Here is a 26116-nt window from a genome sequence, read left to right as displayed (position 1 = left end):
CATGTTCGCAATAAATTGAGGAGAAACTAATGACAACAAAAATTGCAGTGCTGGGCGCTGGATCTTGGGGCAGTGTACTGGCAAACTTATTGACGGAAAATGGGCAAACCGTTGCTCTGTGGTCTCATAAAGCCAGCCAGGTGGAAGAAATGAATCAACACCACACAAACCAAGCGTATATGCCAGGCTTTGAATACCAACATAATCTGATGGTGACTGATGATATGGCTGAAGCAATCAAGGATGCATCTGTTGTTCTGTTTGTTGTACCAACGAAGGCAATTCGTGAGGTCAGTGCTCAGGCTGCTAAATTATTAATTGCTAATCATCAAAAAGTAACAATTGTGCACGCAATCAAAGGGCTGGAACAAGAAACATATAAACGGGTCTCAGAAATGTTAACGGAAGAGATTCCATCTGCTAATCGGGATGCGGTTGTTGTTCTGTCTGGTCCTAGTCATGCCGAAGATGTTGCGAAAAAGGATATTACGTTGATAACAGCCGCATCGTTAAATGAGGATGCGGCGAGAAAAGCACAAAAACTCTTTATGAATTCATATTTTAGGGTTTATACTAATACGGATGTGATTGGTGCTGAATTTGGTGCCGCTTTAAAGAACATTATTGCTATTGGTGCCGGTGCTTTACATGGACTGGGATATGGCGATAATGCGAAGGCTGCATTAATGACCCGTGGCTTAGCTGAAATAAGTCGATTAGGTCAATCGTTTGGTGCTAATCCGTTAACGTTTATCGGCCTTTCTGGTGTCGGTGATTTAATCGTAACGGCGACAAGTTCAAATTCACGCAATTGGCGTGCGGGAAATGAACTTGGTCAAGGTAAATCGTTACAAGAAGTCATTGATACCATGGGCATGGTAATTGAAGGTGTGGCTACCACAAAGGCGGCCCACGAACTAGCCATTAAACGCCATGTTGATATGCCAATTACGGACGCTATTTATGACGTTCTTTACAACGGAGCCGAAGTTCGCTCAGTCATTACCGGATTGATGCAACGTGAAGGTCGCGCTGAAATTGGTTAGCAAGTTGGTTATGGCTGGGGTAAAGTAGACCACGTTATCGTGGGAAAAACGAAAGGAATTTGTTGTTATGCAAAAAGTTAGAAAGGCCATTATCCCTGCAGCGGGTTATGGCACGCGTTTTTTACCAGAAACTAAGGCAATCGCCAAAGAAATGTTGCCGATCGTTGATAAACCAACGATTCAATTTATTGTTGAAGAAGCCCACAAGGCCGGCATCGAGGAAATCTGTGTCGTAACAGGACGTGGCAAACGTTCTATTGAAGACCACTTTGATTCAGCCCCAGAATTGGAAGCTGATTTAGCAAGTAAGGGTAAGGACGCTATGTTGCATGCCGTCCAATCAAGTAACGACAGCAACCTTTACTTCATTCGTCAAAGCCACATGCGTGGTTTAGGTGACGCTGTGTTAACAGCAAAAGACTTTATCGGTGATGAACCATTTGTTGTTTTACTTGGTGATGACTTGATGGAAGACAAGGTTACTTTAACGAAGCAACTGATCAACCGTTATGAAGAAACTGGTGATTCAACTCTGGCCGTTATGCGTGTTCCTCATGAAGAAACGAACAAGTATGGCGTGATCAACCCAGCCAAGGAAGTTTCTGATGGTTTATACCAAGTTAAGAGCTTCGTTGAAAAGCCTAAACCAGAAGATGCTCCTTCTGACTTGGCAATCATTGGTCGTTACTTGTTGACACCTGAAATTTTTGAAGCTTTGGAACAAACACCTTATGGTAAAGGTGATGAACTTCAATTAACAGATGCCATTGACTTGCTGAACAAGAAGCAACATGTTTACGCTCACGAATTTAAAGGTGACCGTTATGATGTTGGTTACAAGTTTGGTTTGATTAAGACAAACATTGAATTTGGTTTGCGTCACCCTGACGTGAAGAACGAACTGCGCGAGTACGTGCTTCAGTTGGCTGACGAAATTAAAGCTAACACAAAATAATGAACACACAAACGTGCTGACGCTGGGTTAATCGGGTCAGCACGTTTTTACCTCTGGGGGTATAAGCAAAAGACTTGTATTACTTACAAAAAGATAGTAGACTGTGTCCATTGATAAATTGATAGGCGGTAGGAGGAAAGTCGATATGGCAACAAACTATGATGTGATTGTGATCGGTGCTGGCCCTGGTGGAATGACGGCGGCATTGTATGCTTCACGGGCAAAATTGTCAGTGTTGCTATTGGATCGCGGAATTTATGGCGGTCAAATGAACAATACTGCCGCAATTGAAAACTATCCGGGCTTTAAATCCATTCAAGGACCTGATCTAGCTAGCGCCATGTATGAAGGTGCCACGCAGTTTGGTGCTGAGTATGGTTATGGCGCTGTGGAAAAAATTGTCGACAATGGTGATACTAAAACTGTGACGACAGACACTGATGAATACACTGCTAAGGCGGTCGTTATTGGGACGGGTTCTCAATATCGCAAGCTTGGTGTGCCAGGGGAAACTGAATTTTCAGGTCGTGGTGTTTCATACTGTGCTGTCTGTGATGGTGCGTTCTTTCGCAATAAACACGTTGTTGTTGTTGGCGGTGGGGATAGTGCTATTGAAGAGGGAATTTACCTGACTCAATTGGCTGATAAGGTGACTGTTGTTCATCGTCGGGATCAGTTACGCGCCCAGAAAGTGGCTCAGGATCGGGCATTTGCTAACGAGAAGATGGATTTTGTTTGGAACACGGAAGTGACTAAAATTGTTGGCGACGATATGAAAGTCACGGGTGTTGAATTAAAGAACAACCAAACTGGTGAAACCAGTACAATGGCTGCCGATGGTGTCTTCATTTATGTCGGTAATGTACCGATGACAGAACCATTCGCTGGTCTTGGCGTTACAAACGAAGTTGGTTGGATTCCAACTGATGACAAGATGCGGACCAGTGTCCCTGGTGTCTTTGCTATTGGCGATGTTCGCGAAAAGGACTTACGCCAGATTACGACTGCTGTCGGTGACGGCGGTATTGCCGGCCAACAGGTTTTCCAATATTTGGAGGATTTAAAGGCTAAGGCTGCGGTTAATTAAATATTTGATTTTAAGTGAACGATTGGAGTGTGTTTCATACAGAAAGTTGCAAAATTGCAATTTTTTGTGTGAGGCACGCTTTTTTTATTTATTTTGATTGATAAAGCCCGATGAACGGGCGACGTAAACAATATGAATGCGGTATACTTAACGTATATTTGTGACTTTGGTCTAGATGAATGGAGATGCAACTGTGGATTGGAAAGATACTTACCAGGTTTGGAATAACCAAGAAAACCTGGAAACAAGTTTGAAGACAGAATTAACAGCTTTAAAGGGTAATGATGAGGCATTGGAAGATGCCTTCTATCAGCCAATGAGTTTTGGTACTGCGGGGATGCGTGGTGTCATGGGACCTGGAATCAACCGGATGAACATCTATACGGTGCGCCAGGCTACAGAAGGTTTAGCTACATATATGGATACATTGGGCGATGACGTGAAGCAACGTGGTGTTGCCATTAGTTTTGACTCTCGCCATCACTCAACTGAGTTTGCCCACGAGGCCGCAAAAGTTTTAGGCCAACACGGCATCAAGAGTTTTGTGTTCGAAGGCTTACGACCAACACCAGAATTGTCCTTTACGGTTCGTCATTTAAAGACGTTTGCCGGCATCATGATTACTGCAAGTCATAACCCAAAGCAGTTCAACGGTTACAAGATTTACGGTGAAGACGGTGCGCAAATGCCACCGAAGGACTCTGATTTAATCACGAGTTACATTCGTAAGGTCACTGATTTGTTTGCTATCCAAACTGCCGATGAAGCTGAATTAAAGGCTAACGGGTTGGAAACGATTATCGGTGAAGACGTGGATAAGGCTTACTTGGACAACGTCGCCACTGTCACAGTTGATCATGATTTGGCCGCTGAAGAAGGCAAGGACATGACCTTCGTCTTCACACCACTTCACGGTACTGGACGGATGCCTGGTGAACGTGCGTTACGCAATGCTGGTTTTAAAAACTTCATCACGGTACCGGAACAAGCTGAGCCAGACGGTGACTTTCCAACGGTTAAGTTCCCAAACCCAGAATTTTCTGAAGCTTTCGATTTAGCAATTAAATTGGGTAAAGAAAAGAATGCGGATGTGCTGATTGCAACAGATCCAGATGCTGATCGTTTGGGAACCGCAGTGTGTTTGCCAAACGGCGACTACCAATTATTGACCGGTAACCAAATCGCCGCATTGATGTTGCATTATATTTTGGAAGCCAACAAAAATGCCGGTACATTGCCTGCTAATGCGGTGGCTGTTAAGTCTATCGTCTCAACTGAGTTTGCCACCAAGATTGCCGAAAGCTACCACGTTGGCATGATCAATGTGTTGACTGGTTTCAAGTTTATCGCTGAACAGATCCAAAACTTCCAGGATACAAACAGTCACACGTTTATGTTTGGTTTTGAAGAGAGTTACGGCTATCTGATTAAGCCATTTGTTCGTGATAAGGATGCTATTCAAGCCTTAACGTTGCTGGCTGAAATTGCTGCGTACTATCGTAAACAAGGAAAGACGTTATACGATGGCTTGGAAGGCTTATACAAGCAATACGGTTACTTCCGTGAGCAAACGATTCAACAAACCTTTGAAGGTATTGAAGGACCAAAGAAGATCGAAGCAATCATTCAGAAGTTCCGTCAGGCTGCCCCAAAGAGTTTCGCTGGTTACGATGTGACAGCTGTCGATGACATTGCTAAGGGCACAAAGACCTTTACAGATGGCCACGTTGAACAGTTGGACCTACCACACGCTGAAGTGTTGAAGTACTGGTTAACGGATGGTACGTGGATTGCTGTTCGTCCTTCAGGAACCGAACCAAAAATCAAATTCTACATTGGTACGAACGGTACCACTTTGGATGAAGCAAACGACAAATTAAAGAAGTTTGCTGACGACATCAATGCTTTTGTTGCTGACTAGTTTTGCTAGATACAAACTTTGACAATGAATAAAAAGAACGTGTGCACGATTGACGGGATAAGAGATCCCGTCAACGTGGACGCGTTTTTTGTAGTGAGTGAATGCATATTTTTAATCGAAAGTGTGCATATCTCGTGCGAAAGTATGTTCGGTATGCTAGAATAGTTACGCTAAGTTGACGGGTTCAAAACAGCAATATGGTCGCAACGAATTACCTAAGCGAATCAAGCCGACCAGTGCAGTCATGAACCTGTTTTTTAAATCGTGTTGATGATGGTTTATCACTTACCGTCACAATAATTAGACCATGTAAATGAACTAGGGGAGGTAACGTCTGGCATGATTGAACGTCAAGCAGATCGAAAGTTTGATTTAGTTTCAAAATATAAGCCAACTGGTGATCAACCGGAGGCCATCAAAGCGTTGACAGATGGGATTGAAGACGGAAAAAAAGCGCAGATTTTGATGGGTGCTACGGGAACCGGTAAAACATTCACAATCAGCAATGTGATTGCCAACGTTAACAAACCGACGCTGGTTCTATCGCATAACAAAACATTGGCAGGACAGCTCTATGGTGAATTTAAAGAGTTTTTCCCTAACAATGCCGTTGAATATTTCGTTTCTTATTATGATTATTACCAACCGGAAGCCTATGTGCCCTCATCTGACACGTACATCGAAAAAGATTCATCAATCAATGATGAAATCGATAAGTTACGTAATGCGGCCACTAGTTCGCTATTGGAACGGAATGACACGATTGTCGTGGCTTCGGTGTCATCAATCTTTGGTTTAGGTGATCCACACCAGTATAAAGACCATGTTATTTCCTTACGGGTCGGTCAGACAATCGAACGTAATGATTTCATGCGCAAGTTGGTTGACATTCAGTTTGAGCGTAATGATATTGATTTCCAACGTGGCCGTTTTCGAGTGCACGGTGATGTTGTTGAAGTGTTCCCAGCATCTGAAGATCAACATGCGCTACGAATCGAGTTTTTCGGTGATGAAATTGATCGGATGCGGGAAGTCGATGCACTGACTGGTGAAGTAGTTGGTGATCGTGATCATGTCACAATTTTCCCAGCCACTCATTTCATGACGAATGATGCTATTATGGATCATGCCATTACGACGATCGGTGACGAGTTGGAAGACCGGTTGAAGGTGTTGAAGGATCAAGGCAAGTTGTTGGAAGCTCAACGTTTGCAACAACGGACGACTTACGACATGGAAATGATGCGTGAAATGGGTTATACGAGTGGGATTGAAAACTATTCCCGTCACATGGACGGTCGTAAACCCGGTGAACCACCGTTTACGCTGCTAGACTTCTTCCCGAAAGACTTTTTGCTAGTCGTGGATGAGAGTCACGTTACGATGCCACAAGTGCGTGGTATGTACAAAGGTGACCGTTCTAGAAAGCAGATGCTGGTTGATTATGGCTTCCGTTTGCCAAGTGCGCTGGATAATCGACCATTGAAAATTAATGAGTTTGAAAAACACATTAATCAAGTCGTTTACATGTCCGCAACGCCTGGTGACTATGAGCATGAGCAAACGGATACAGTGGTTCAACAGATTATTCGGCCGACGGGTTTGCTCGATCCAACGATTGAAGTTCGACCAATTATGGGTCAAATTGATGACCTCGTTGGTCAGATCAATAAGCGGATTGAAGCTCATGAGCGGACTTTTGTCACGACGATGACCAAGAAAATGGCGGAAGATTTGACGGATTACCTGAAGGATCTGGGAATTCGGGTTCGTTACCTACACAGTGATATTAAAACCTTGGAACGAACGCAAATTATCCGTGATTTACGGTTGGGCAAATTTGACGTGTTGGTCGGCATCAACCTTTTACGTGAAGGAATTGATGTGCCTGAGGTATCGCTGGTTGCCATTTTGGATGCTGATAAGGAAGGCTTCCTAAGAAATGAACGGTCATTGATTCAAACGATTGGTCGGGCTGCCCGTAATTCACACGGGGCGGTTATTATGTATGCGGATACCATTACGGGGTCCATGCAGGCGGCCATTGATGAAACTAAACGGCGTCGTGAGATTCAGGAGAAGTATAACGAAGAACATCATATTACGCCGACAACAATCGTTAAGCCAATTCGTGATAATATCACGGTGACAGCACCAACTGGTGACGGTCAGAAAGAATCAACACTTAATGAAGACGACTTTGATAATCTGTCAAAGTCCGATCAGAATGCAATGTTGGCTGGCTTAAACAAGCAAATGCAAGAAGCTGCCAAGAAACTCGACTTCGAAGAAGCAGCAACGTTGCGTGATACAATCATGGAATTAAAAGCCAAACAGTAAAGGGTGGCAAAGGTAACCAATGGCAAATAACGACAAAATTGTAATACATGGGGCACGTGCCCATAATTTAAAGAATATTGATGTCACGATTCCACGTGACAAGCTGGTAGTCATTACGGGGTTATCTGGTTCAGGGAAAAGCTCACTTGCATTTGATACGTTATATGCTGAAGGACAGCGGCGTTATGTTGAAAGTTTGTCCGCATATGCGCGCCAATTTCTTGGGCAGATGGATAAACCGGATGTGGACTCAATTGATGGCCTGAGCCCGGCGATTTCTATCGATCAGAAGACAACCAGTAAAAATCCGCGGTCAACCGTTGGAACTGTCACGGAAATCAATGATTATTTGCGGCTACTATGGGCGCGGGTTGGGACACCAATTTGTCCAAACGATGGCACAGTTATTACTAGCCAATCTGTTGAGCAGATGGTTGATGAGGTGCTGGCACTCCCTGAACGGACGCGGCTCCAGGTATTGTCGCCGATTGTGCGTCGAAAGAAAGGACAACATGCAAAAATTTTTGCGAAGATTAAACGTGAAGGATTTGTGCGTGTTCAAGTAGACGGCGAAACTTATGATATCGATGAAGTGCCTGAACTAGATAAAAACAAATATCACAGTATCAATATCGTCATTGATCGGGTAATTGTGCATCCAGACGGTGATAGTCGGAGTCGTTTGTTTGACTCATTTGAAGCTGCTCTTCGTCTGAGTGATGGCTATGCGACTGCTGACATCATTGATGGTGAACCGATGCAGTTCTCAGAACATTATTCATGTCCCATTTGTGGGTTTACGGTCGGCGAATTGGAACCACGGCTGTTTTCATTTAATGCACCACTTGGCGCCTGCCCCGATTGTGAAGGGTTAGGGGTTAAACTGGAAGTTGACGAAGATCTTGTCGTTCCAGATCCTAGTAAAACGCTTCGTGAGGGTGCTTTGGAACCCTGGAATCCAATCAGTTCCATGTATTATCCAAGCATGCTAGAACAGTTTGCTAAACAAAACAAGATTGATATGGATACACCTTTCAACAAACTGCCTAAGAAGCAACGTGATATGGTCCTTCATGGATCAAGCAAAAAATTCCATTTCCACTATGAAAATGATTTTGGTGGTGTTCGTGATGTTGATGCCGATTTTGAAGGTGTCATGAACAATGTGTCACGTCGCTACAAGGAAACTAATTCTGACTTTACACGTGATCAAATGCGTCAATATATGACTGAACTGACATGTCAGACTTGTCATGGTTACCGGTTAAATCGCCAAGCACTATCCGTTAAAATTGACGGGAAGCATATTGGTGAAGTTTCCGAAATGGCGATTGATGATGAGTTGCCATTCTTCCAGGGTTTAACTTTGGGCGAGCAAAATAAAGTGATTGCTGAACCAATCGTTAAAGAAATTCGCGATCGGCTATCCTTTTTGACGAGTGTCGGCGTTGGTTACCTTACACTGAGTCGGTCCGCTAGAACATTGTCTGGTGGTGAGGCGCAACGAATTCGTCTAGCTACTCAAATAGGTTCGAATTTGTCTGGTGTACTGTATATCCTTGACGAACCGTCCATTGGGTTGCATCAACGTGATAACGATCGTTTGATCAGTTCACTTAAAAAAATGCGAGATTTAGGTAATACTCTGATCGTGGTTGAACATGATGAGGATACAATGCGGGCGGCCGACTACTTAATTGATATTGGTCCTGGTGCGGGTGAAAATGGTGGCCAGGTTATGGCCGCTGGAACGCCTAAACAAGTTGAACGTAGTACTAAGTCATTAACCGGTCGGTATTTAGCTGGTAAGGACTTCATTCCGGTGCCGCTAAAGCGACGTAAGGGGAATGGTAAGGCCATCGTGTTAAAAGGGGCCTCAGAAAACAATTTACAGAATGTTGATGTACGTTTCCCACTGGGTGAGCTAACAGTTGTGACTGGTGTGTCAGGATCTGGTAAATCCACATTGGTTAACAGCATTCTTGAGAAGGTACTGGCTCAAAAACTCAATCACAATTCGGCCAAACCCGGTAAATACAAGAGTATTGCTGGCGTGAATAATATTGAAAAGATTGTGGATATCGACCAGTCGCCGATTGGCCGGACACCACGTTCCAACCCCGCTACCTATACGGGTGTGTTCGATGACATTCGTGATTTGTTTGCTCAAACGAATGAGGCTAAATTGCGTGGTTATCAAAAGGGCCGCTTCTCATTCAACACTAAGGGTGGTCGTTGTGAGGCCTGTCATGGTGATGGGATCTTAAAGATTGAAATGAACTTCTTACCAGATGTTTATGTGCCCTGTGAAGTTTGTCATGGTTCTCGTTACAATTCAGAAACACTTGAAGTGACGTACAAAGGGAAGAATATCTCGGACGTTCTGAACATGACGGTTTCCGAAGCGTTGGACTTCTTTGCTGCAATTCCTAAGATCACACGTAAATTGCAAACCATTGTTGATGTCGGCCTGGGCTATGTTCATTTGGGTCAGTCAGCAACCACGCTTTCAGGTGGTGAGGCTCAGCGGATGAAGTTAGCTTCTGAACTACACAAGAAGGCCAATGGTCGTAATTTCTATATCTTAGATGAACCAACAACAGGATTGCATTCAGATGACATCAAACGGTTGATGGTTGTCTTGCAGCGACTGGTTGATCACGGCAACACCGTTTTGATCATTGAACATAATTTGGATGTGATTAAGACTGCTGACCATTTGATTGACCTTGGTCCAGAAGGTGGTGCTGGCGGTGGTCAAATTATTGCGACTGGGACGCCGGAAGAGCTTGCTGAAGTTAAGGAAAGCTACACTGGTCAATACCTGAAAGCAGTATTGGAACGAGATACGAAACGTACTGAAGAAGTTGCTGAACAAGCAAAATAATAACGGTACAATTTTTAATGATTTAATAATATGACTGATCAAATCCTAGTCTGTAGGCGTTTTGATCAGTCTTTTTTTGTTTTAACACGATCGTTTTGAGGTTGAAGTTCTGCTTAAGGTTGGCCTACAAGATTAAAATTTGGTAAACTAGCACAAACTTATCTAATAAATATGAATGCGAGAAAGAATGTGACGACATGAAACAAAAAACACCAGTGGTAGAACTGAATCGTTCCTTAGGCATTTGGTCAGCCCTGTCCTTAGTAATCGGGACTATTATCGGCGCCGGCGTATTCGTGAGACAAGCGGCAGTACTTGATGACGCAGGCTCTACCACGGGTGCACTGTTTGCGTGGCTGGCAGGTGGGGTTCTAACATTAACCGCCGGGCTGACCATTGCTGAAATCGCCTCTCAAATGCCGCATACTGGCGGTTTGTATGTTTATATGGAACGAATGTATGGCCGTTTGTGGGGATTTCTATCTGGTTGGATGCAAATCATCATTTATGGACCAGCAATTATTGCAGCGCTTGCGTCATACTTAGGCATTTTAATGACTGATTTTTTTCACCTGTCAGGTGGATGGGGCTTGGCTGTTTCACTCGGAACATTGGTAGCAGTTGGCGTCCTCAATTTATTTTCCAATCGATATGGCGCGATGTTTGCCATTATAACGACGATTTGTAAATTATTGCCAATCGTTGCAATTATTGTATTCGGCTTATTCTTTGGCGATGGCAGTGCGTTGGGCCACAGTGTGTCGACCGCGACTCAGCATGGTAGCAACTTTGGGGTCGCCATTTTGGCTACGTTATTTGCGTTTGACGGGTGGATTCTGGTTGCTAATTTGGGTGACGAAATAAAAGAACCGCAGAAATTATTGCCTCGTGCGATTATTGGTGGGATTAGTATCGTTATGGTTATTTATTTGTTGGTAGCCTACGGCGTTTTTGCAAGTTTGCCAGCTTCAACGATTCATCGACTAGGTACGGGTGCAATTCCGTTTCTTGCCACAAAAGACTTTGGCGCAATTGGCGGTAAGTTGTTGAGCATCGGTGTCATTATTTCCATTATCGGTTGTATCAACGGGAAAATCATGACTTTTCCACGCATTATGTACGCGATGGCACGTGATCGGGAGCTGCCATTTAGTCGTGTGCTGGGTTATTTAAGCCCTAAAACGCGGACACCAATCTTTTCGACCATTGCGGTATTGTTGATTGCTGCACTGATGGTGTTGTTTGCAAACGCAGACCGGCTGTCGGAATTATGTATCTTTACGGTTTATTGCTTTTACGTCATGGCATTTTTGGGATCATTTAAATTGCGTCGTCAGCATAAGAAGCGGCCATTTTCGATGCCATTGTTTCCGTTAACGCCGATTGTAGCGATTGGTGGTTCGCTGTTTGTGCTCATTAGTGAAGTTTTCTCAGATTTCACGGGTGTACTATTCTCTTTGGGAATGGTTGTCGTTGGTATTCCAGTTTATTACTATGAAATTAAACACAATCATGCAGAAGATTTTGTTAAAGAAGATTCAGGAAAGTGAGTTTAGGCAATGCAAGAGAGTCACGTTGAATTGAAACGTTCTCTAGGGCTGTGGTCTGCACTAGCGATTGTAATTGGTACAGTCATTGGTTCCGGGATATTTTTTAAGCAAGCATCTGTTTTACAAATGACAGGTTCTACCAACCTAGCGATGTTGGCCTGGTTATTAGGGGGCTTAATTACCCTCGCTGATGGGCTGACATTATCTGAAATTGGTTCTCAAATTCCGCATACTGGGGGTCTTTACCAATATATGACCCATATTTATGGTGAGTTTTGGGGCTTCATGTCAGGTTGGATGCAGGTTATCGTTTATGCACCAGCAATTGTTGGCTCAATCGCCGGGTATTTAGGCTTATTGGTCACTAATTTCTTTGGCCTCGGAGCAGTTTGGAAGGCACCAATTGCGATTGGTGCCATTATTCTGATTGCGATGTTGAATATGTTGGAAAATCGTTACGGTGCCGCTTTTGCGATTGTGACAACCATTTGTAAGCTGTTGCCGATTGCGGCGATCGTGATTTTCGGGCTCTTCTTTGGCCGTGAAGCTGGCTTCGGTGAGACAGTAACGAGTATCCATCAGAGTGTTGGTAACTTTGGTGTTGCTGTGTTAGGTACCATCTTTGCCTATGATGGCTGGATTCTAGTTACTAATCTAGGTGGCGAAATCAAACGGCCCGAAAAGTTGTTGCCGTTAGCCATTATTTTGGGAATTACCATTGTTATTGTGTTATACCTCGGGGTAACATTTGGCATTTTTCGGTCTTTGAGTGCAGCTAAAATTAATGAACTCGGCCAGAACGCGACGGCCTACTTTGCCTTAAATGCGTTTGGAGCATTCGGCGGGCGACTCGTGAATATTGGGATAATGATCTCAATTATTGGTGCGTTGAATGGTAAAATGATGTCCTTTCCACGGATTTATTATGCAATGGCCGCTAAACGCCATTTGCCGTTTGCCAAACAAATTAGTAGCCTGAACCGTCACACACAAACGCCAGTCGTTGCAACGACGATTTTACTGGCATTGACTAGTTTAATGATCCTGACTGTTGATACGGATCGACTGTCCGAGCTCTGTATTTTTGCGATGTACAGTTTTTATATTGCTGCGTTCGTCGGTGTCTTTATCCTGCGTCGTCGCAATGGTGGCAAACCGGTTGGATTTAGCACGCCGGGTTATCCAGTAGTCCCAATTATTGCCATCATCGGAACTAGTTTTGTGGTTATCAGTGAACTGTTCTTCGATTTTGTCGGGGCGGCAACGTCGCTGGTGATTATTGGACTGGGAATTCCACTTTATTACTGGTTGAAACGACATTATAAAAACGATGATTCTATTGATGTTATGTGATTGATTTAACCTCAGACGAGGTTGTGGGCGTGGTGAAATGCCGCTTACGGTTGCCAACATTGACACGCTCGCCGTGGGACCGGTTCAAGCCCGAAGTTCATGGCCTTTCACCCCGTCGCAGATCCTCGTGAAATTCCGGGTCTCCGTGACCCTCCGTGTTGTAAATTCGAGAAGTGCATTCGAATTAACAACACTTTCACGACTCGGTATCAATGTTGGCGCCCTCCCGCTGACCTAGTTAGGTGAAATCACATAAAACAGATTAATTAGCCGGCTGAAAATAGTTTAATCGACGCCATGGACATTACTTTTTAATACTGATTCACAATTTAGTCATCTGCGTAAAACAACAACGTAACTGTTTTGGTCAATCGATCAAAACAGTTTTTTGTTTTAGACACAAAAATTCCTACAATTATTAATTACTGTTAAAAAATCGTTGGCAAGTTTAGTTTTAGTTACGTTTTGAAAGACGCGTCGGCACGGGTGGTAGAATGAAACGTAGATTTATGAAAAAACGAGTTGGGTTAGGGTGCTTGCGTTATTGAAAGCGGGGAATCATCAAATGAACGTTAAACCAAAACACTCTACAAACTGGTGGGTAACCCTAGTTTGTGTCTTATTTGGCGGACTGTTGGTACTAGGTGTTGCTTACGACGCCCCAATTTATCAACGACCAATCGCTAAAATTACTAGTGTACGTAATGAACGCCCTGTCAAACAACAAGATGAGTTTGAAAATCAGGATGCAACAGTCCATCAGCGGATCAATGCTGTTCTGATTAACACAATTCACAAGGGGCAAAAGATTACTTTAAGCAATACATACAGTCGTTCCGGCGCAATGGATCAACCCTATCGCGTGGGCAATCAGGTATTCATTTCAAAACTAACTCGGGGTCAGCAGTCAAACATTAAAGGACCAAAACGAGATACCGTGGTCGCTTTACTGACCTGGATCGTAATCAGTTTGCTGTTTATCTTTATGCGCTCGGCCGGGTTTATGGCATTGTTATCCGTCGGGTTAAATGCGGTACTGTTCTTCTTAGCAATAAATATCGATTTGAGTTTAAAAAATGGCAATGTGTTTGTCATATTTAGTCTAATTAGTGTTGTTTTTGCGGCGTTAACGTTGTGGTTGGTTCTGGGTTGGAGTCGACAGACGGTCATTACGTTAACAGCAACATTATCTGGGACGGCGTTAGCAATTGTAATCAGCCTGATCGTGTTCGCACTTACCCACGAACGAGGCATGCACTATGAGGGCCTTCAGTATGTGACCACATTGCCACGCCCCTTGTTTTTAGCGGAGACGCTGATTGGGTCTTTGGGGGCAGTGATGGACGAGTCAACAGATATTGTGGCGACACTATTTGAACTTCAAGCTGAACGTCCGGATGTCAGCAGGAATCAACTGTTCTTATCAGGACGAAATGTTGGTCGCTCCATTATGGGACCTCTAATCAACGTGCTATTTCTTATCTTCGTAGCTGACACCTTTCCGTTAACGCTCTTGTACTTAAAGAATGGTAATAACTGGGGGTATACCTACATGATGAATATGTCGATGGGGGTTATTCAAAGTTTAATCAGCGGTTTAGGAATTGTATTAGCCATTCCAGTGGCCAGCTTCGTTGCAAGTCGATTGATGAAAAAGAGGGTGATGACAGATGACAACCTTTAGTGTGTTGGCATTATTGCTTTTTTTAGCCATGTGGGCTGTGGGTGGTAAACAAGGGGCAATTGCGTTTGTCAGCCTCGGTGTGAACTTTGCGTTATTGTTTTTAACCATTGTGTTAGTTCAGTTTCACTTGCCACCACTACCTGTCACATTAGTTGCGGGGACGATTATATTGGCGGTGACGATTTTCTTTGGAAATGATGATGATAACAGTACAACGACAGCGTTTTACGCTTCCGTTATCGTGATGTTATTACTTTTGTTATTTATTGTGCCCGTTGAGCATTGGGCACAGGTCGCTGGATTCGGGGATGAAGACAGTGAAGACTTGGAAGGCATGTCGCTGTATATCGGCATTTCTTTTTTGAAAGTCGAAATATGCACCGTCGTGTTGAGCACATTAGGAGCCATTGCCGAAGCCGCCATGGCCATTTCATCAGGCCTATCGGAGATTGAAACGCAACAGCCTACAATAACTGGGAAGCGTTTGTTTGGCGACGGTCTGAACGTCGGTAAACAGATCATTGGGACCACGTTTAATACTTTATTCTTCGGTTTTTTTGGTGGCTTCTTATCGTTGTTCATATGGTTCGTCGGCCTTCGTTACTCGATTGGTGAGGTTTTTAATGACAAAGTGTTTGTTGCTGAGCTGTTGATGGTGTTACTGTCGTTTATCGGCGTTCTCATTACGGTGCCAATGACAGCGGCAGTAGCTAGTTGGCGTTGGCATCGACAGCCACACCAATCACAAAAACAGCCGGTAGTGACTAAAGTGGACGTAGATGAATAAAAAGACACACCCGGTATGTTATACTGTTAGAAGTGACGTCGTAAGCTGAGCAAAGAAAAGCAACAAGCGGCGACGTAAGGGGGGCAAAGAAGTGGCACAACAACTGAAATTGGTTATTATTACAGGGATGAGTGGTGCTGGCAAAACGGTTGCCATGCAAAGCTTTGAGGACTTGGGCTACTTTGTTATGGATAACATGCCACCCAAATTATTGCCTAAGTTTTGGCAGCTGGTCAGACAGTCAGGGAATGTTAAAAAGGTTGCGCTTGTCGTAGATTTACGCTCGCGTGAATTTTTTGATGACCTGCAGGAAATGATCGCAATTTCTTTAAGCACTGGCACGGTAGATACATCGGTATTATTTCTCGATGCGTCAGATGCCGAATTGGTGGCAAGGTATAAGGAAACCCGGCGAGCACATCCACTAGCCATGGATGGCCGCGTTTTAGATGGTATTCATCAGGAGCGAAGTTTGCTGTCGGAAATGAAGGAACGGGCAGACTTGGTCATCAACACGGATCATTTGACGCCACGGCAGCTGCGTGAAGATATTTTTGAACAATTTGAAAATCAAGATAAACAGTCGGAATTTCATGTTGAAATTTTGTCGTTTGGGTACAAATATGGTTTGCCGATCGATGCAGACATCGTGATGGACGTTCGATTTTTACCAAATCCATATTATGTGCCTGAATTAAAATCACTGACTGGCCGTGACCCAGCTGTGTATGATTACGTAATGAAACAGCCGGCCACGGAATCCTTTTACAAGCAGTTTTTAGAGCTTTTAAAACTGACCTTGCCTGGCTATCAAAAAGAGGGCAAAACCAGTTTGACCGTTGCAATTGGTTGTACTGGTGGTCAACACCGGTCAGTTGCTATCACAGAACGACTAGGTAAAGATTTAAGTCAGGACTATCGCGTTCATGTCAGTCATCGTGACGTGGAGAAACGAAAGGAAACGGTTAACCGCTCATGAAAGAAATCATGGAGAAGCGGCGGCCACGCGTAGTTGTCATTGGTGGAGGCACGGGTTTGCCCGTTGTCCTTAATTCCTTGCATAAGCAGGACGTCGATGTAACTGCCGTTGTGACGGTCGCAGATGACGGTGGTTCTTCGGGAATCATTCGGAACTATATTAACGTTGTGCCACCTGGTGATATTCGGAATGTCATGGCCGCCTTGTCGCGGTTGTCACCATTGGAATTGAAGGTCTTTCAGTATCGGTTTGAGGCTAATGATAACTTCTTTTCCGGTCATGCGATTGGCAATCTAATTATCGCGGCGCTCACTGAAATGGAGCACGGCGTGTTTGGCGCTGTTCAGGAACTGTCCGAAATGATGCATGTAGATGGTCATGTTTATCCAGTTGCCAATGAACCGTTGGTGCTTCATGCTGAGTTTACCGATGGCACACAACTCGCGGGAGAGGCTGAAATTACAGCTGCTCACAAACAGATTAAACGTGTGTGGGTCACACCACAGCCAGATTCTGACGATGAGATTGCTAAGGCGATGCCAGCCGTAATCGATGCCATTTTAGGCGCCGATTTGATTGTGTTGGGACCTGGTAGTCTATTTACGAGCATTTTGCCAAACCTTATGGTGTCAAACGTGGGCGAGGCAATTATGCATACTCCTGCGGAAGTTGTGTATATTTGTAACATTATGACGCAGAAGGGTGAAACGGATCACTTTACTGATGCCGATCACGTTCAGGTATTAAACAAGCATTTGGGTGCCAATTTCGTAGATACAGTCCTTGTGAATACTGAACGGGTTCCAGAGGATTACATGGATTGGAAACGCTGGAACGAGGTGTCAACGCAAGTAACGTCAGATACCGACGCATTGACAAGGATGGGTGTCCGGTCGATTCGAGCCAATTTACTCCAGTTACGGGATGCCGGTGCTTTTCACGACGGGACCAAGGTGGTTGCTGAGCTGATGAAGTTGCTTGCACATAAACATATTCAATAACTGCCTTGATCAATAAGGTGATAAAAAAGGAGGCAGCACGATGTCCTATGCCAGTGACGTAAAAAAAGAGCTGACTGGATTAAAGGTGCACGCGGCGAATGGAAAGGCTGAATTAATGGCCTTGATTCGCATGAACGGCGCGGTCAGCATTGTTAACCACGCGTTTGTGTTAAACGTGCAAACGGAAAATCCGGCGATTGCTCGACGAATTTATGCATTATTAAAGCAGTTTTACCGTTTGGAAGCAGAACTGATTGTTCGTAAAAACGTCAAACTCAAGAAAAACAACATGTATGTCGTGCGGCTAAGAACCGGTACGCAACAAGTTTTAAACGATCTTCATGTGTTAGGCGACATGGGAATCGAAGAGGTGGTGCCACAAAATGTGCTTACAGAAGATAGCGAAGTTCGCTCGTATTTAAGAGGTGCATTTTTGGCAGGTGGTTCGGTTAATAACCCGGACACCAGTCGTTACCATCTCGAGGTTTATTCTTTGTATGAAGAACAGAATCAACAGATTTGTGAGTTAATGAATCAATATGACTTAAATGCCAGAATGACAAATCGTCGAAGTGGCTACATTACTTACCTTAAGGAAGGCGAGAAAATTTCTGATTTTCTCACCTTAATTGGGGCGACTAATGCCATGTTAAAGTTTGAAGATGTGCGCATTATGCGTGACATGCGTAATTCAGTCAACCGGCTTGTTAACTGTGAGACGGCGAACATGGAGAAAGTTGCTTCTGCTAGCTCTCGTCAAATTGATAACATCGAGTACATCAAATCGCGTGTTGGATTAGGCCAGTTACCAGCTAAGCTTCAGGCCATGGCCGAGACTAGATTGGCCAATCGTGAAGTTAGTTTGAAGGAACTAGGTGACCTGATTCCGGGAGGACCAATTTCCAAGTCTGGCGTTAACCACCGTTTGCGGAAAATCAATGAATTTGCTGATAAACTGCGTGAGGATGACATTATTTCAGCGTAGTTGTCGATTTTGTAGTTTGATGTGAACATCAAATAATAGGTGCACAAAATGACCGATTTCCTTTAACTGGGAAACCGGTCATTTTATTTATGCTCAAGTTAATTGCGTGGTTGTTGCAGTGCGGCTACATTAGTAGGATTGCTCAAACATGTCTTTAAATCGTCAAGCAAACCTTTTTCGCGTGGATGCCAGTCCAACACCTTTTGAGTCCACGTGCTGCTGGTGGGATTACTGCCGACAACGGTAGGTTCAAACCAGCCAAAGTAGGCCTTAGCGGTTTCTTCATCGAAGTGTTCTACCGGCACACGCAACGTGTTGCCAATTGTTTCAACAATGGTCTTTACAGGAACACCTTCTTCGGCAACCGCGTTATAGGTTGCGCCGGCCTCGCCGTTTTCTAATGCGGCGACGAACAGTTGTGCTGCATCGTTACGATGAACGGATGGCCAAACATTGGTGCCATCACCGACGTAGCCAATCTTACCTTGATTAACCGCCATTTGAGCCAGAATGCTACCAAATCCTTGACGCTGAACGTCGTGAACTGTGGGTGCCAAACGAACAACGCTGGCGCGAACGCCCTGTTGTGCATAACTGAGCGCCAGTGCTTCGGAAGCTGCTCGACCAACGGGGTGTGCCATATGGTCCTGTTCGGTAGCAGTGCGTCCCATGCCAACCGCCATTAAGGTGCCAGATGTATTAACTAGTGGCTTGTCAGTGTTGGCTAAAGCATCGCCTAACGCTTTGATAGCAGCCATGTCTTTAGCGACGGCTTCATCATAATGGTTAAAATCATTAGTAAAGGCGAGGTGAATAACACCGTCACTGCTCTTTGCGGCCGTTGATAAGCTATCTAAATCGTCCAGTGAGCCTTTTATGGGTGTGGCGCCTGCCTGAGTTAATTGTTGAGCCGAATGATCTGAATGAGCCAGTGCAAGAACCTCATGACCATGTTCAATTAGCGTTTTAACAACAACCTGACCAATGAAGCCATTACTGTAAAAGGCACCCGTAAAATGTAGGAAAACGGCAGGTTAGAACTGTTGGTTTTCCTACATTTTTTGTATCATGAATCACATCAGAGTGTAGGAGGAATTTGATGTGAGACGTGATTTAAGAGAAGGAGTGACGATTTACGTGACTGAAAATATTAAGCCTAACTTCGCCGAGATTGCCCGGCAATATAATGTTGATTATCGAACCGTTAAGAAAGCCTATGAGGAAGTCAAAGCTGGACTTAAGGGCCGACCAAGTGGTCGACCGAAACGGCCAAGTTTACTGGATCCATTCAAGCAAACCATCGATTCAAAGCTTGAACTAAATTGTTCGGCTGCTTCAATTTTTAAATTTATCCAGAAGAAGGGCTTTACCGGCAGCTATACCCTCGTGAAAGATTATTGTCGCCAAACCCGCCGAGAACGAGTTAAGAAAGCTACCATTCGGATTGAACATTCCCCTGGTCTCTCTGCTCAAGTTGACTGGAAAGAAGAAATGGCCCTAGTGAGCAGCGAGGGTGAGCTGTTTAAATTCAATATTTTCTTGTATGTATGGTAGATTGCAAATTTAATCCGAATTTTTGGACAAATTGGTCAGCATAACCTGATACGGTGTTTTCCAGTCAAGTATTTTAAGCGGTCTCTGGTTAATTTGGAGTAACGTCGTCGTTAAATCTTGAGCACTAATGTGCTCAAAACGAGTCCCCTTAGGATAAAAATAACGTAAATTCCGATTAAAGCGTTCATTACTACCACGTTCAGCTGGCGTATAAGCATGACAGTAATAGGTCTTAATACCATATTGTGATTCAAATGATACTAGCCCACTAAACTCAGTACCACGGTCCACAGTAAAACTGTGCACCGGTCCATTAAAAGTTGTTAGGAACTTAGTCAGTGCTTCATTAACACTCGCTGTCGTTCGGTCCTTTAACCGATATGCCCAAAGGAACCGTGATTTGCGATCGATTAAAGTTAATAAAACTGCCTTACTATGCCCACGAGGGCCAACGACGGTATCTAGTTCAAAATCACCGATGCGATTACGTTGATTAATCATCATGGGACGCTGTTCAATCGATCGCCCCAAAGATTGATTATATTTGGATCGTTGGTCAACGTTACGCCGTTGGCGTACGCCATGTTCAGGTAGATCATTCAAGGAGAAACCAATTCTCCCCTGATTTAGCCAATTATAAATAGATTTAGTCGCTAGTTTAAATTCGTGAGCAATCATTCCTGGTGACCAGCTTAGATGTAAATGGTTGAGAATTGTTTGCTTTAACTCATCGCTCAGCTTAGTTTTCCGACCACATCGTGATCGCTTGTATTCGGCATCTGTTTGTGCTAATTCAGCCTGATAAGGTTGACATCGAGATAATTCATAAGAAATTGTTGACGGTGATCGGTTCAGCCGAACGCCCATTTGGATATTGGACAGCCCTAGTTCACAAAAGGTTTCGATTTTAATTCGTTCGGAATAGGTTATACTAGACAAAAGATCAGCTCCTAAAAGATGGGTTTGTTGTAAACACCATTTTAAAGGAAGCTGATCTTTTTTGTCCGAACAGCGTTCGGATTAATTTTACAATCTACTGTATTGCCTTATTCAAAACTCAAATATATGACACTAACCTTTGATCGGAGCCAAGATACCCTCTTTTCTTGCTTACACGACGCTTTCCTTCATACCGGAGGTATTCCGACGGAAATCTGGTTTGATAATATGAAAACCGTTGTGGATCATACAAAATCCCAGTTTGGCCACGCTGTCTTTAACGAACGGTTCCACGAATTCTGTAAAGATGCCGGTTTCACACCAATTGCTTGTCGACCATTCAGACCACAAACTAAAGGTGCAGTTGAAGCCCTTGCTCGCACGGTTGAACGTTTACGGCCATACAATACTGAATTTGCTGATGGAACTGAGCTAATCGAACTAGTTCATATGCTCCGAGATGATCTAAATCATGAAACTTCGCAGGCCACGGACGAAGTCCCGTACCTGAAATGGTTAGACGAAGAAAAAGAGTACCTTCATCGCGTTCCAGTTAATCTCCTTGAACCATACTTCGAAGAAAACATTACCCGTGTCGTTTCGAAGGAGGCCATGATCAATTTCCGCAAATGTAAGTACTCAGTAGATCCGCGATACATTGGTTGTACGGTTGCTGTTGAAATCTCCAATGATGAGCAGCGCATTCACATTTATTATAACGGAGAAGAAATTCGTACGCACTCCATAACTACCAATTCGCTGAATTATGACCCCCAAGATCAGTTCAATATCCTCAAATCTGATTTGCTTAAAGGGCGGACAGATGAAGACATTTCAGCTTACATTCGTGAACATATGACTGATTACGACAACTTATAGGAGGCTACCATGACCACTAATAATCAAATTCTTTTAAATAATCTTGAGCGCTTAGGGTTAAACAAAATCCGTGAATACTTGCCGAATTACCTTGATCAAATTCACACTGATAATCTGTCATTAACTGAGGCGCTAATTGATTTAACTAATTCGGAACTCCAGAATCGACACGAAGGTCAGATTGCACGGGCCATTGGCCGTGCTCGGTTCCCCAATACAAAATCCCTAGATACATTTGATTTTAGCTTTCAACCCAGTATGAATCGCCAAGAGGTTCTGGAATTCCAGAATCTGGCTTTTATGGAAAAGTCTGAAAACTTAATCTTTATTGGCAATCCGGGAGTCGGTAAAACCCACTTGGCAATTAGTATTGGGATTGAGGCCTGTAAACAGGGCTGTCGGGTTCTCTTTATTAATTGTCATGAGCTGTTGATTAGATTGAGAGCAGCTTACGAAAAAGGACTGCTTGATCGATCTCTAAGCCGCTATTCGCGCTATGACCTATTAATTATTGATGAAATTGGGTATTTGCCAATTGGTCACCAAGAAGCTAACCTCTTATTTCAGCTAGTCAATGCCCGCTATGAAAAGCATTCAACGATCATTACCAGCAATAGTGATCTATCCGCTTGGGTTGATATTTTCCAGAACCCAACTGTGACAGCAGCCATTCTCGATCGCTTGGTTCATCATGTTCACGTAGTGAAGATCACTGGTAAATCTTACCGATTACGTGGCCTCAAGTAACTGCCGAAAACCTACATTTCTTTCTGCCGAAAACCTACATTTTTAAACTGCCCTTGACAATTACCACCTGTAACAAAAACTTTCATAATAAGTGCCTTCTTTTTAAATTTCATTTATTTGATAAAGTTTGTTTTATAAATGATAGCTCTATCGGTAAAGATTATAACCGATAGACTTATCGGTATCAAGTGGTAAACTAAAATAAATTACTTTTAAAGAAATGGGATCAGAAGGATGAAGAAAAAAGACGACCAAAAATATAATCGCATTCTTGATGTTGCTGGCGATCTGATTATTACCGATAGTGTCGGTGCGGTTTCAACAACAAAAATTGCTAAGCAAGTTGGCATTTCCCAGTCTAGTATCTACGTTTATTTCAAGAATCGTGAGGCACTGTTACTTACTCTATATGTCCGTGAATTGCAGCGTTTGTATGCTCAGGACAGCGGGGAAGATTTGCGTTCACTGTCGTTTGAAACAGCAATGAAACAGTATCTTGAGCAACTGTTTCACTATGGTTTGACCTATCCTAAAAGTATGACGATCATTCAAAAGTTAAAAGAGGATTACGTCTTTGACGAGCAGGCTGGTGAGCAAATTAATGTCATCGTTCATCAAAGTGCCGTACAGCAGTTGTTATTTAAAGGGCTGGCTGACAAAACATTACGGCAAGTGGATATTTCACTACTTAGAAACATTATTTTTTCGACGATCAAACTGCACACGGACAACTTGCGGCAAGGTGTGTACACTGAGGCAGACGTGCCGTTTGAAAGAATCCAACGCATGCTAATGAAGGCGGTTCAGAATAACTAATTTAAGCCGAAAGAAACAGTTTGGTTAGTGGGTAGAAATAAATTTGCATATACGCAAATATTAACGATAAGGTGTTGTTGTAGCCTCCCAAGCAGTGATAGGTTCGCTTTAATAAAGAGCTAATGGGGGAGATTACATGACCAAAATAATTCATCGCGGTTGGTTCAGCATCGCTATTGTTATGGCGCTGATCAATGGCTTAGAAGTTCCCTTTAACACGGCTACCTATGCCTATATTTTTAAACTGATTACGATGCGTGACTTGGCCGGCGTCGGAATTTATCTGGCAATCATTCTAGGCGGATATTTATTCTTTTCGCTTTTGTCATACTGGCAAAGCTGGGTAGTCAATAAAAATGTGGCGTTTATCAATTTACGTCTGAAAACCTGTTATGTAGAAGCAAAGGTCGAGCGAGATGATCCCAGCCAGCAGGATTTCGAAGCAAATGGCCTATCATTTTTAATGAATGATTTGAAGCTACTCGAGGATAATTATTGGCGCAACGTGTTTCGATTATTAGGATACGGCACAACCATTTTGGTCACCACGGGGTATGCACTACACAATAGTTTTCGGCTAACTGGGATTTTCTTAGCGTTTATGTTGGTGCCAATGGTCTTTCAGCGTTTGGCAAGTAAAGGGACGACGACTAAAGCAACCGTTTGGTCACAAAAAAATGCACAGTTGGCAATACGCGTAAAGGAGCTATTACACGGGGCAATGACCATTCGTCGCTATCATGCTGAGGCTGGTTACAGAACTAAGCTACTCAGGGATGTTGGTAGTGTTGAAGAAGCGAATGCTGCGCTTAAGAATCGCATTGCACTGGCCAACAGTCTGCTAATGTATTTGTTTTATCTATTTTCAGAAACGCCGATTGCCATCGGTATCTACCTGACTATTTCGGGAATGTTAACGTTACCGGAATTTGTTGCAGTCCAATATTCAACCAACATGATTTTAAACAGCGTCAATCAAATGCTGACTTGTATTAACCAGATTGGGAGTACTAAGGCTGTTCGCCAACAGTTGCGTCGAAGTATTCCCAAAGAAGGCGCGACGGCGGAGTTGCCCATGAAATCGACTCAGTTTAAGAAATTGACATTGACAAACATTAGCTTTAAACGTGAACATCGTGACATTTTAAATGACATTAATTTGCGAGTCCAGAAAGGTGAAAAAGTGTTGATTCAAGGACCATCCGGCGTGGGCAAATCAACATTGTTGTCGGTTATGTTAAAAGAGTTGCCAGTTACAAACGGTCAACTGTTACTCAACGGGCAAGACTATGATGAGGCTCAGGTAGAGACTCTGTTTAGCAAGGTTTCACAAACACCGATTATCTTTGCTGAGACTATCAGATTTAATCTAACGTTGGGGATGCCATTCCCTGAGAGCGCGATTTTAGCTGCTGTCAAACAAGCGGGACTCAGTGACGTCATCAATGAACCCAAGCTGAATCAGCAAATAACAGAAGGCGGTAAAAATCTTTCTGGCGGTCAGTTAAAGCGTATTGAAATTGCGCGGGCATTGCTGTTTAAACGACAAGTATTGTTGATTGATGAGGGAACCGCTTCCCTTGATCTGGCAACAGCAAAACAGATTCATGACACACTGTTGTCGTTGTCTAATTTGACAATGATTGAGGTAGACCACCATATTCCACATGAGTTGTTATCCAAGTATGATCATCGCTATCAACTGAACAATGGCCGTTTAGAAGTGCTCGACTAATAATTACCCATGACTGGTCGTCCGGATGATCCAGACCGCTATCATCAGAACGGTGTTAAAAATGGTCAATGAATAAATGTGGCTCGCTCTCAATTTACTGTAGACGCAAAAAGACCCTCGTCATTTGACGAAGGCCTTTGCTTGCTTATTATGATTACTTTTGCATTTCGCTGGAGTTAGTCATAATGTGGTCAATCAAACCATAATCTAAGGCTTGCTCAGCGGTCATGTAGTTATCCCGTTCAGTATCCTTATTGATGGTTTCGATGTCTTGACCAGTCTTTTCAGCCAGCAAGTTGTTGATCATCTTCCGTGTCTTCAGAATTTCTTCAGCCACGATTTCGATTTCAGTTTGCTGACCTTGAGCACCACCAGAAGGTTGGTGAATCAAGATTTCTGAGTGTGGTAAGGCAAAACGTTTACCCTTAGCACCAGAAGTTGCCAGAATGGAAGCCATTGAAGCAGCCATTCCCATGACAATCGTTTGAACATCAGACTTAACAAAGTTCATGGTGTCGTAGATTGCCATTCCGGAAGTGATAACACCACCGGGTGAGTTAATATACATGTAAATATCTTTATCAGAATCTTGGGCATCCAAGAAGAGCAATTGAGCGATGATGGCGTTGGCCATGTCATCTTCGATTGGTCCGGAAACCATAATGATCCGGTCTTTTAATAGTCGTGAGTAAATGTCGTAGGCACGTTCGCCACGGCTGGACTGTTCAATAACAGTTGGAATCAAAGCCATAATTGAGGCCTCCTTGTAATTTGCGTTGTCATTTAGCACTTGTAATGGTGCTCTGCTAATCAACGTAATTGTAGTTTAACCCAAAGGTCAGAAAAGGTCAAACAAAATGGTGCGATTGTT

At 43.6% G+C, this 26116-nt stretch carries 19 protein-coding genes and 2 pseudogenes; 18 read left to right on the top strand and 3 right to left on the bottom strand.

From position 1 onward, the window contains the following. The first annotated feature begins 29 nt into the window (after positions 1-29). The 13 genes from ABUE36_RS11185 (at position 30) to whiA (ending at position 18575) form a co-directional block, all read left to right on the top strand. A complete protein-coding gene (locus ABUE36_RS11185) occupies positions 30-1046 on the top strand; it encodes an NAD(P)H-dependent glycerol-3-phosphate dehydrogenase (RefSeq protein ID WP_421016751.1) in 1017 nt (338 codons plus the stop codon). A gap of 67 nt (positions 1047-1113) precedes the next feature. Then, a complete protein-coding gene (gene galU / locus ABUE36_RS11180) occupies positions 1114-2001 on the top strand; it encodes a UTP--glucose-1-phosphate uridylyltransferase GalU (protein WP_421016750.1) in 888 nt (295 codons plus the stop codon). A 145-nt stretch (positions 2002-2146) separates the two neighbouring features. Next, on the top strand, positions 2147-3088 hold the full coding sequence (trxB, locus tag ABUE36_RS11175) for a thioredoxin-disulfide reductase (protein ID WP_421016749.1): 942 nt from the start codon (positions 2147-2149) through the stop codon (positions 3086-3088). Positions 3089-3281: 193 nt separating this feature from the next. Further along, on the top strand, positions 3282-5009 hold the full coding sequence (locus ABUE36_RS11170; protein WP_421016748.1) for a phospho-sugar mutase: 1728 nt from the start codon (positions 3282-3284) through the stop codon (positions 5007-5009). Positions 5010-5348: 339 nt separating this feature from the next. Then, complete coding sequence (uvrB, locus tag ABUE36_RS11165; RefSeq protein ID WP_161001611.1) at positions 5349-7349, top strand: excinuclease ABC subunit UvrB; 2001 nt, start codon at positions 5349-5351, stop codon at positions 7347-7349. A 19-nt stretch (positions 7350-7368) separates the two neighbouring features. Then, on the top strand, positions 7369-10236 hold the full coding sequence (gene uvrA, locus ABUE36_RS11160; RefSeq protein ID WP_161001612.1) for an excinuclease ABC subunit UvrA: 2868 nt from the start codon (positions 7369-7371) through the stop codon (positions 10234-10236). Positions 10237-10433: 197 nt separating this feature from the next. Next, on the top strand, positions 10434-11786 hold the full coding sequence (locus tag ABUE36_RS11155) for an APC family permease (protein ID WP_161001613.1): 1353 nt from the start codon (positions 10434-10436) through the stop codon (positions 11784-11786). 9 nt (positions 11787-11795) lie between these two features. Beyond that, positions 11796-13139: an APC family permease gene (locus tag ABUE36_RS11150; RefSeq protein ID WP_161001614.1), complete on the top strand. Its 1344-nt coding sequence runs from the start codon at positions 11796-11798 to the stop codon at positions 13137-13139. Positions 13140-13704: 565 nt separating this feature from the next. Beyond that, on the top strand, positions 13705-14823 hold the full coding sequence (locus ABUE36_RS11145; protein ID WP_161001615.1) for a YibE/F family protein: 1119 nt from the start codon (positions 13705-13707) through the stop codon (positions 14821-14823). After that, the gene (locus tag ABUE36_RS11140) at positions 14810-15610 is read left to right on the top strand and encodes a YibE/F family protein (RefSeq protein WP_421016747.1); all 801 of its coding nucleotides are present in this window, start codon (positions 14810-14812) and stop codon (positions 15608-15610) included. Before ABUE36_RS11145 ends, ABUE36_RS11140 begins: the two co-directional genes overlap by 14 nt. A gap of 91 nt (positions 15611-15701) precedes the next feature. Further along, positions 15702-16589 (top strand): RNase adapter RapZ, encoded by an 888-nt coding sequence (gene rapZ, locus ABUE36_RS11135; RefSeq protein ID WP_017262175.1) that lies wholly within the window; start codon positions 15702-15704, stop codon positions 16587-16589. Continuing rightward, positions 16586-17590 (top strand): gluconeogenesis factor YvcK family protein, encoded by a 1005-nt coding sequence (locus tag ABUE36_RS11130; protein WP_178942906.1) that lies wholly within the window; start codon positions 16586-16588, stop codon positions 17588-17590. The genes rapZ and ABUE36_RS11130 overlap by 4 nt, the downstream gene beginning before the upstream one ends. Positions 17591-17630: 40 nt before the next feature. Next, a complete protein-coding gene (gene whiA, locus ABUE36_RS11125; RefSeq protein ID WP_161001618.1) occupies positions 17631-18575 on the top strand; it encodes a DNA-binding protein WhiA in 945 nt (314 codons plus the stop codon). 98 nt (positions 18576-18673) lie between these two features. Here whiA and ABUE36_RS11120 read toward each other — a convergent pair whose 3' ends face one another. Beyond that, positions 18674-19561: an SDR family oxidoreductase gene (locus tag ABUE36_RS11120; protein WP_421017484.1), complete on the bottom strand. Its 888-nt coding sequence runs from the start codon at positions 19559-19561 to the stop codon at positions 18674-18676. Between the two features lie 115 nt (positions 19562-19676). Here ABUE36_RS11120 and ABUE36_RS11115 point away from each other — a divergent pair. Continuing rightward, a pseudogene (locus ABUE36_RS11115) lies at positions 19677-20123 on the top strand (IS21 family transposase); the annotation flags it as partial. A gap of 15 nt (positions 20124-20138) precedes the next feature. Here ABUE36_RS11115 and ABUE36_RS11110 read toward each other — a convergent pair. After that, positions 20139-21068 (bottom strand): IS30-like element ISLpl1 family transposase, encoded by a 930-nt coding sequence (locus ABUE36_RS11110; RefSeq protein WP_096109805.1) that lies wholly within the window; start codon positions 21066-21068, stop codon positions 20139-20141. A 99-nt stretch (positions 21069-21167) separates the two neighbouring features. Here ABUE36_RS11110 and ABUE36_RS11105 point away from each other — a divergent pair. The 4 genes and pseudogenes from ABUE36_RS11105 to ABUE36_RS11090 form a co-directional block, all read left to right on the top strand. Continuing rightward, positions 21168-21947: pseudogene (locus tag ABUE36_RS11105) on the top strand (Mu transposase domain-containing protein); the annotation flags it as partial. 9 nt (positions 21948-21956) lie between these two features. Continuing rightward, a complete protein-coding gene (gene istB / locus ABUE36_RS11100) occupies positions 21957-22694 on the top strand; it encodes an IS21-like element helper ATPase IstB (protein WP_014386885.1) in 738 nt (245 codons plus the stop codon). Between the two features lie 234 nt (positions 22695-22928). Then, positions 22929-23510, top strand: coding sequence for a TetR/AcrR family transcriptional regulator (locus tag ABUE36_RS11095; protein ID WP_161001620.1), 582 nt, complete (start codon positions 22929-22931; stop codon positions 23508-23510). Positions 23511-23646: 136 nt separating this feature from the next. Then, on the top strand, positions 23647-25245 hold the full coding sequence (locus tag ABUE36_RS11090; RefSeq protein WP_421016746.1) for an ATP-binding cassette domain-containing protein: 1599 nt from the start codon (positions 23647-23649) through the stop codon (positions 25243-25245). 154 nt (positions 25246-25399) lie between these two features. Here the strand turns inward: ABUE36_RS11090 and clpP are convergent, their stop codons facing one another. Then, complete coding sequence (gene clpP, locus ABUE36_RS11085; RefSeq protein ID WP_017262181.1) at positions 25400-25996, bottom strand: ATP-dependent Clp endopeptidase proteolytic subunit ClpP; 597 nt, start codon at positions 25994-25996, stop codon at positions 25400-25402. Positions 25997-26116 lie beyond the last annotated feature (120 nt).

The organism is Furfurilactobacillus cerevisiae (genome assembly GCF_048961765.1).
In the GTDB taxonomy this organism is placed as follows: domain Bacteria; phylum Bacillota; class Bacilli; order Lactobacillales; family Lactobacillaceae; genus Furfurilactobacillus; species Furfurilactobacillus milii_A.
Note: the sequence above shows the minus strand (reverse complement) of the source record. Positions and strands in the feature narration are given on the sequence as shown.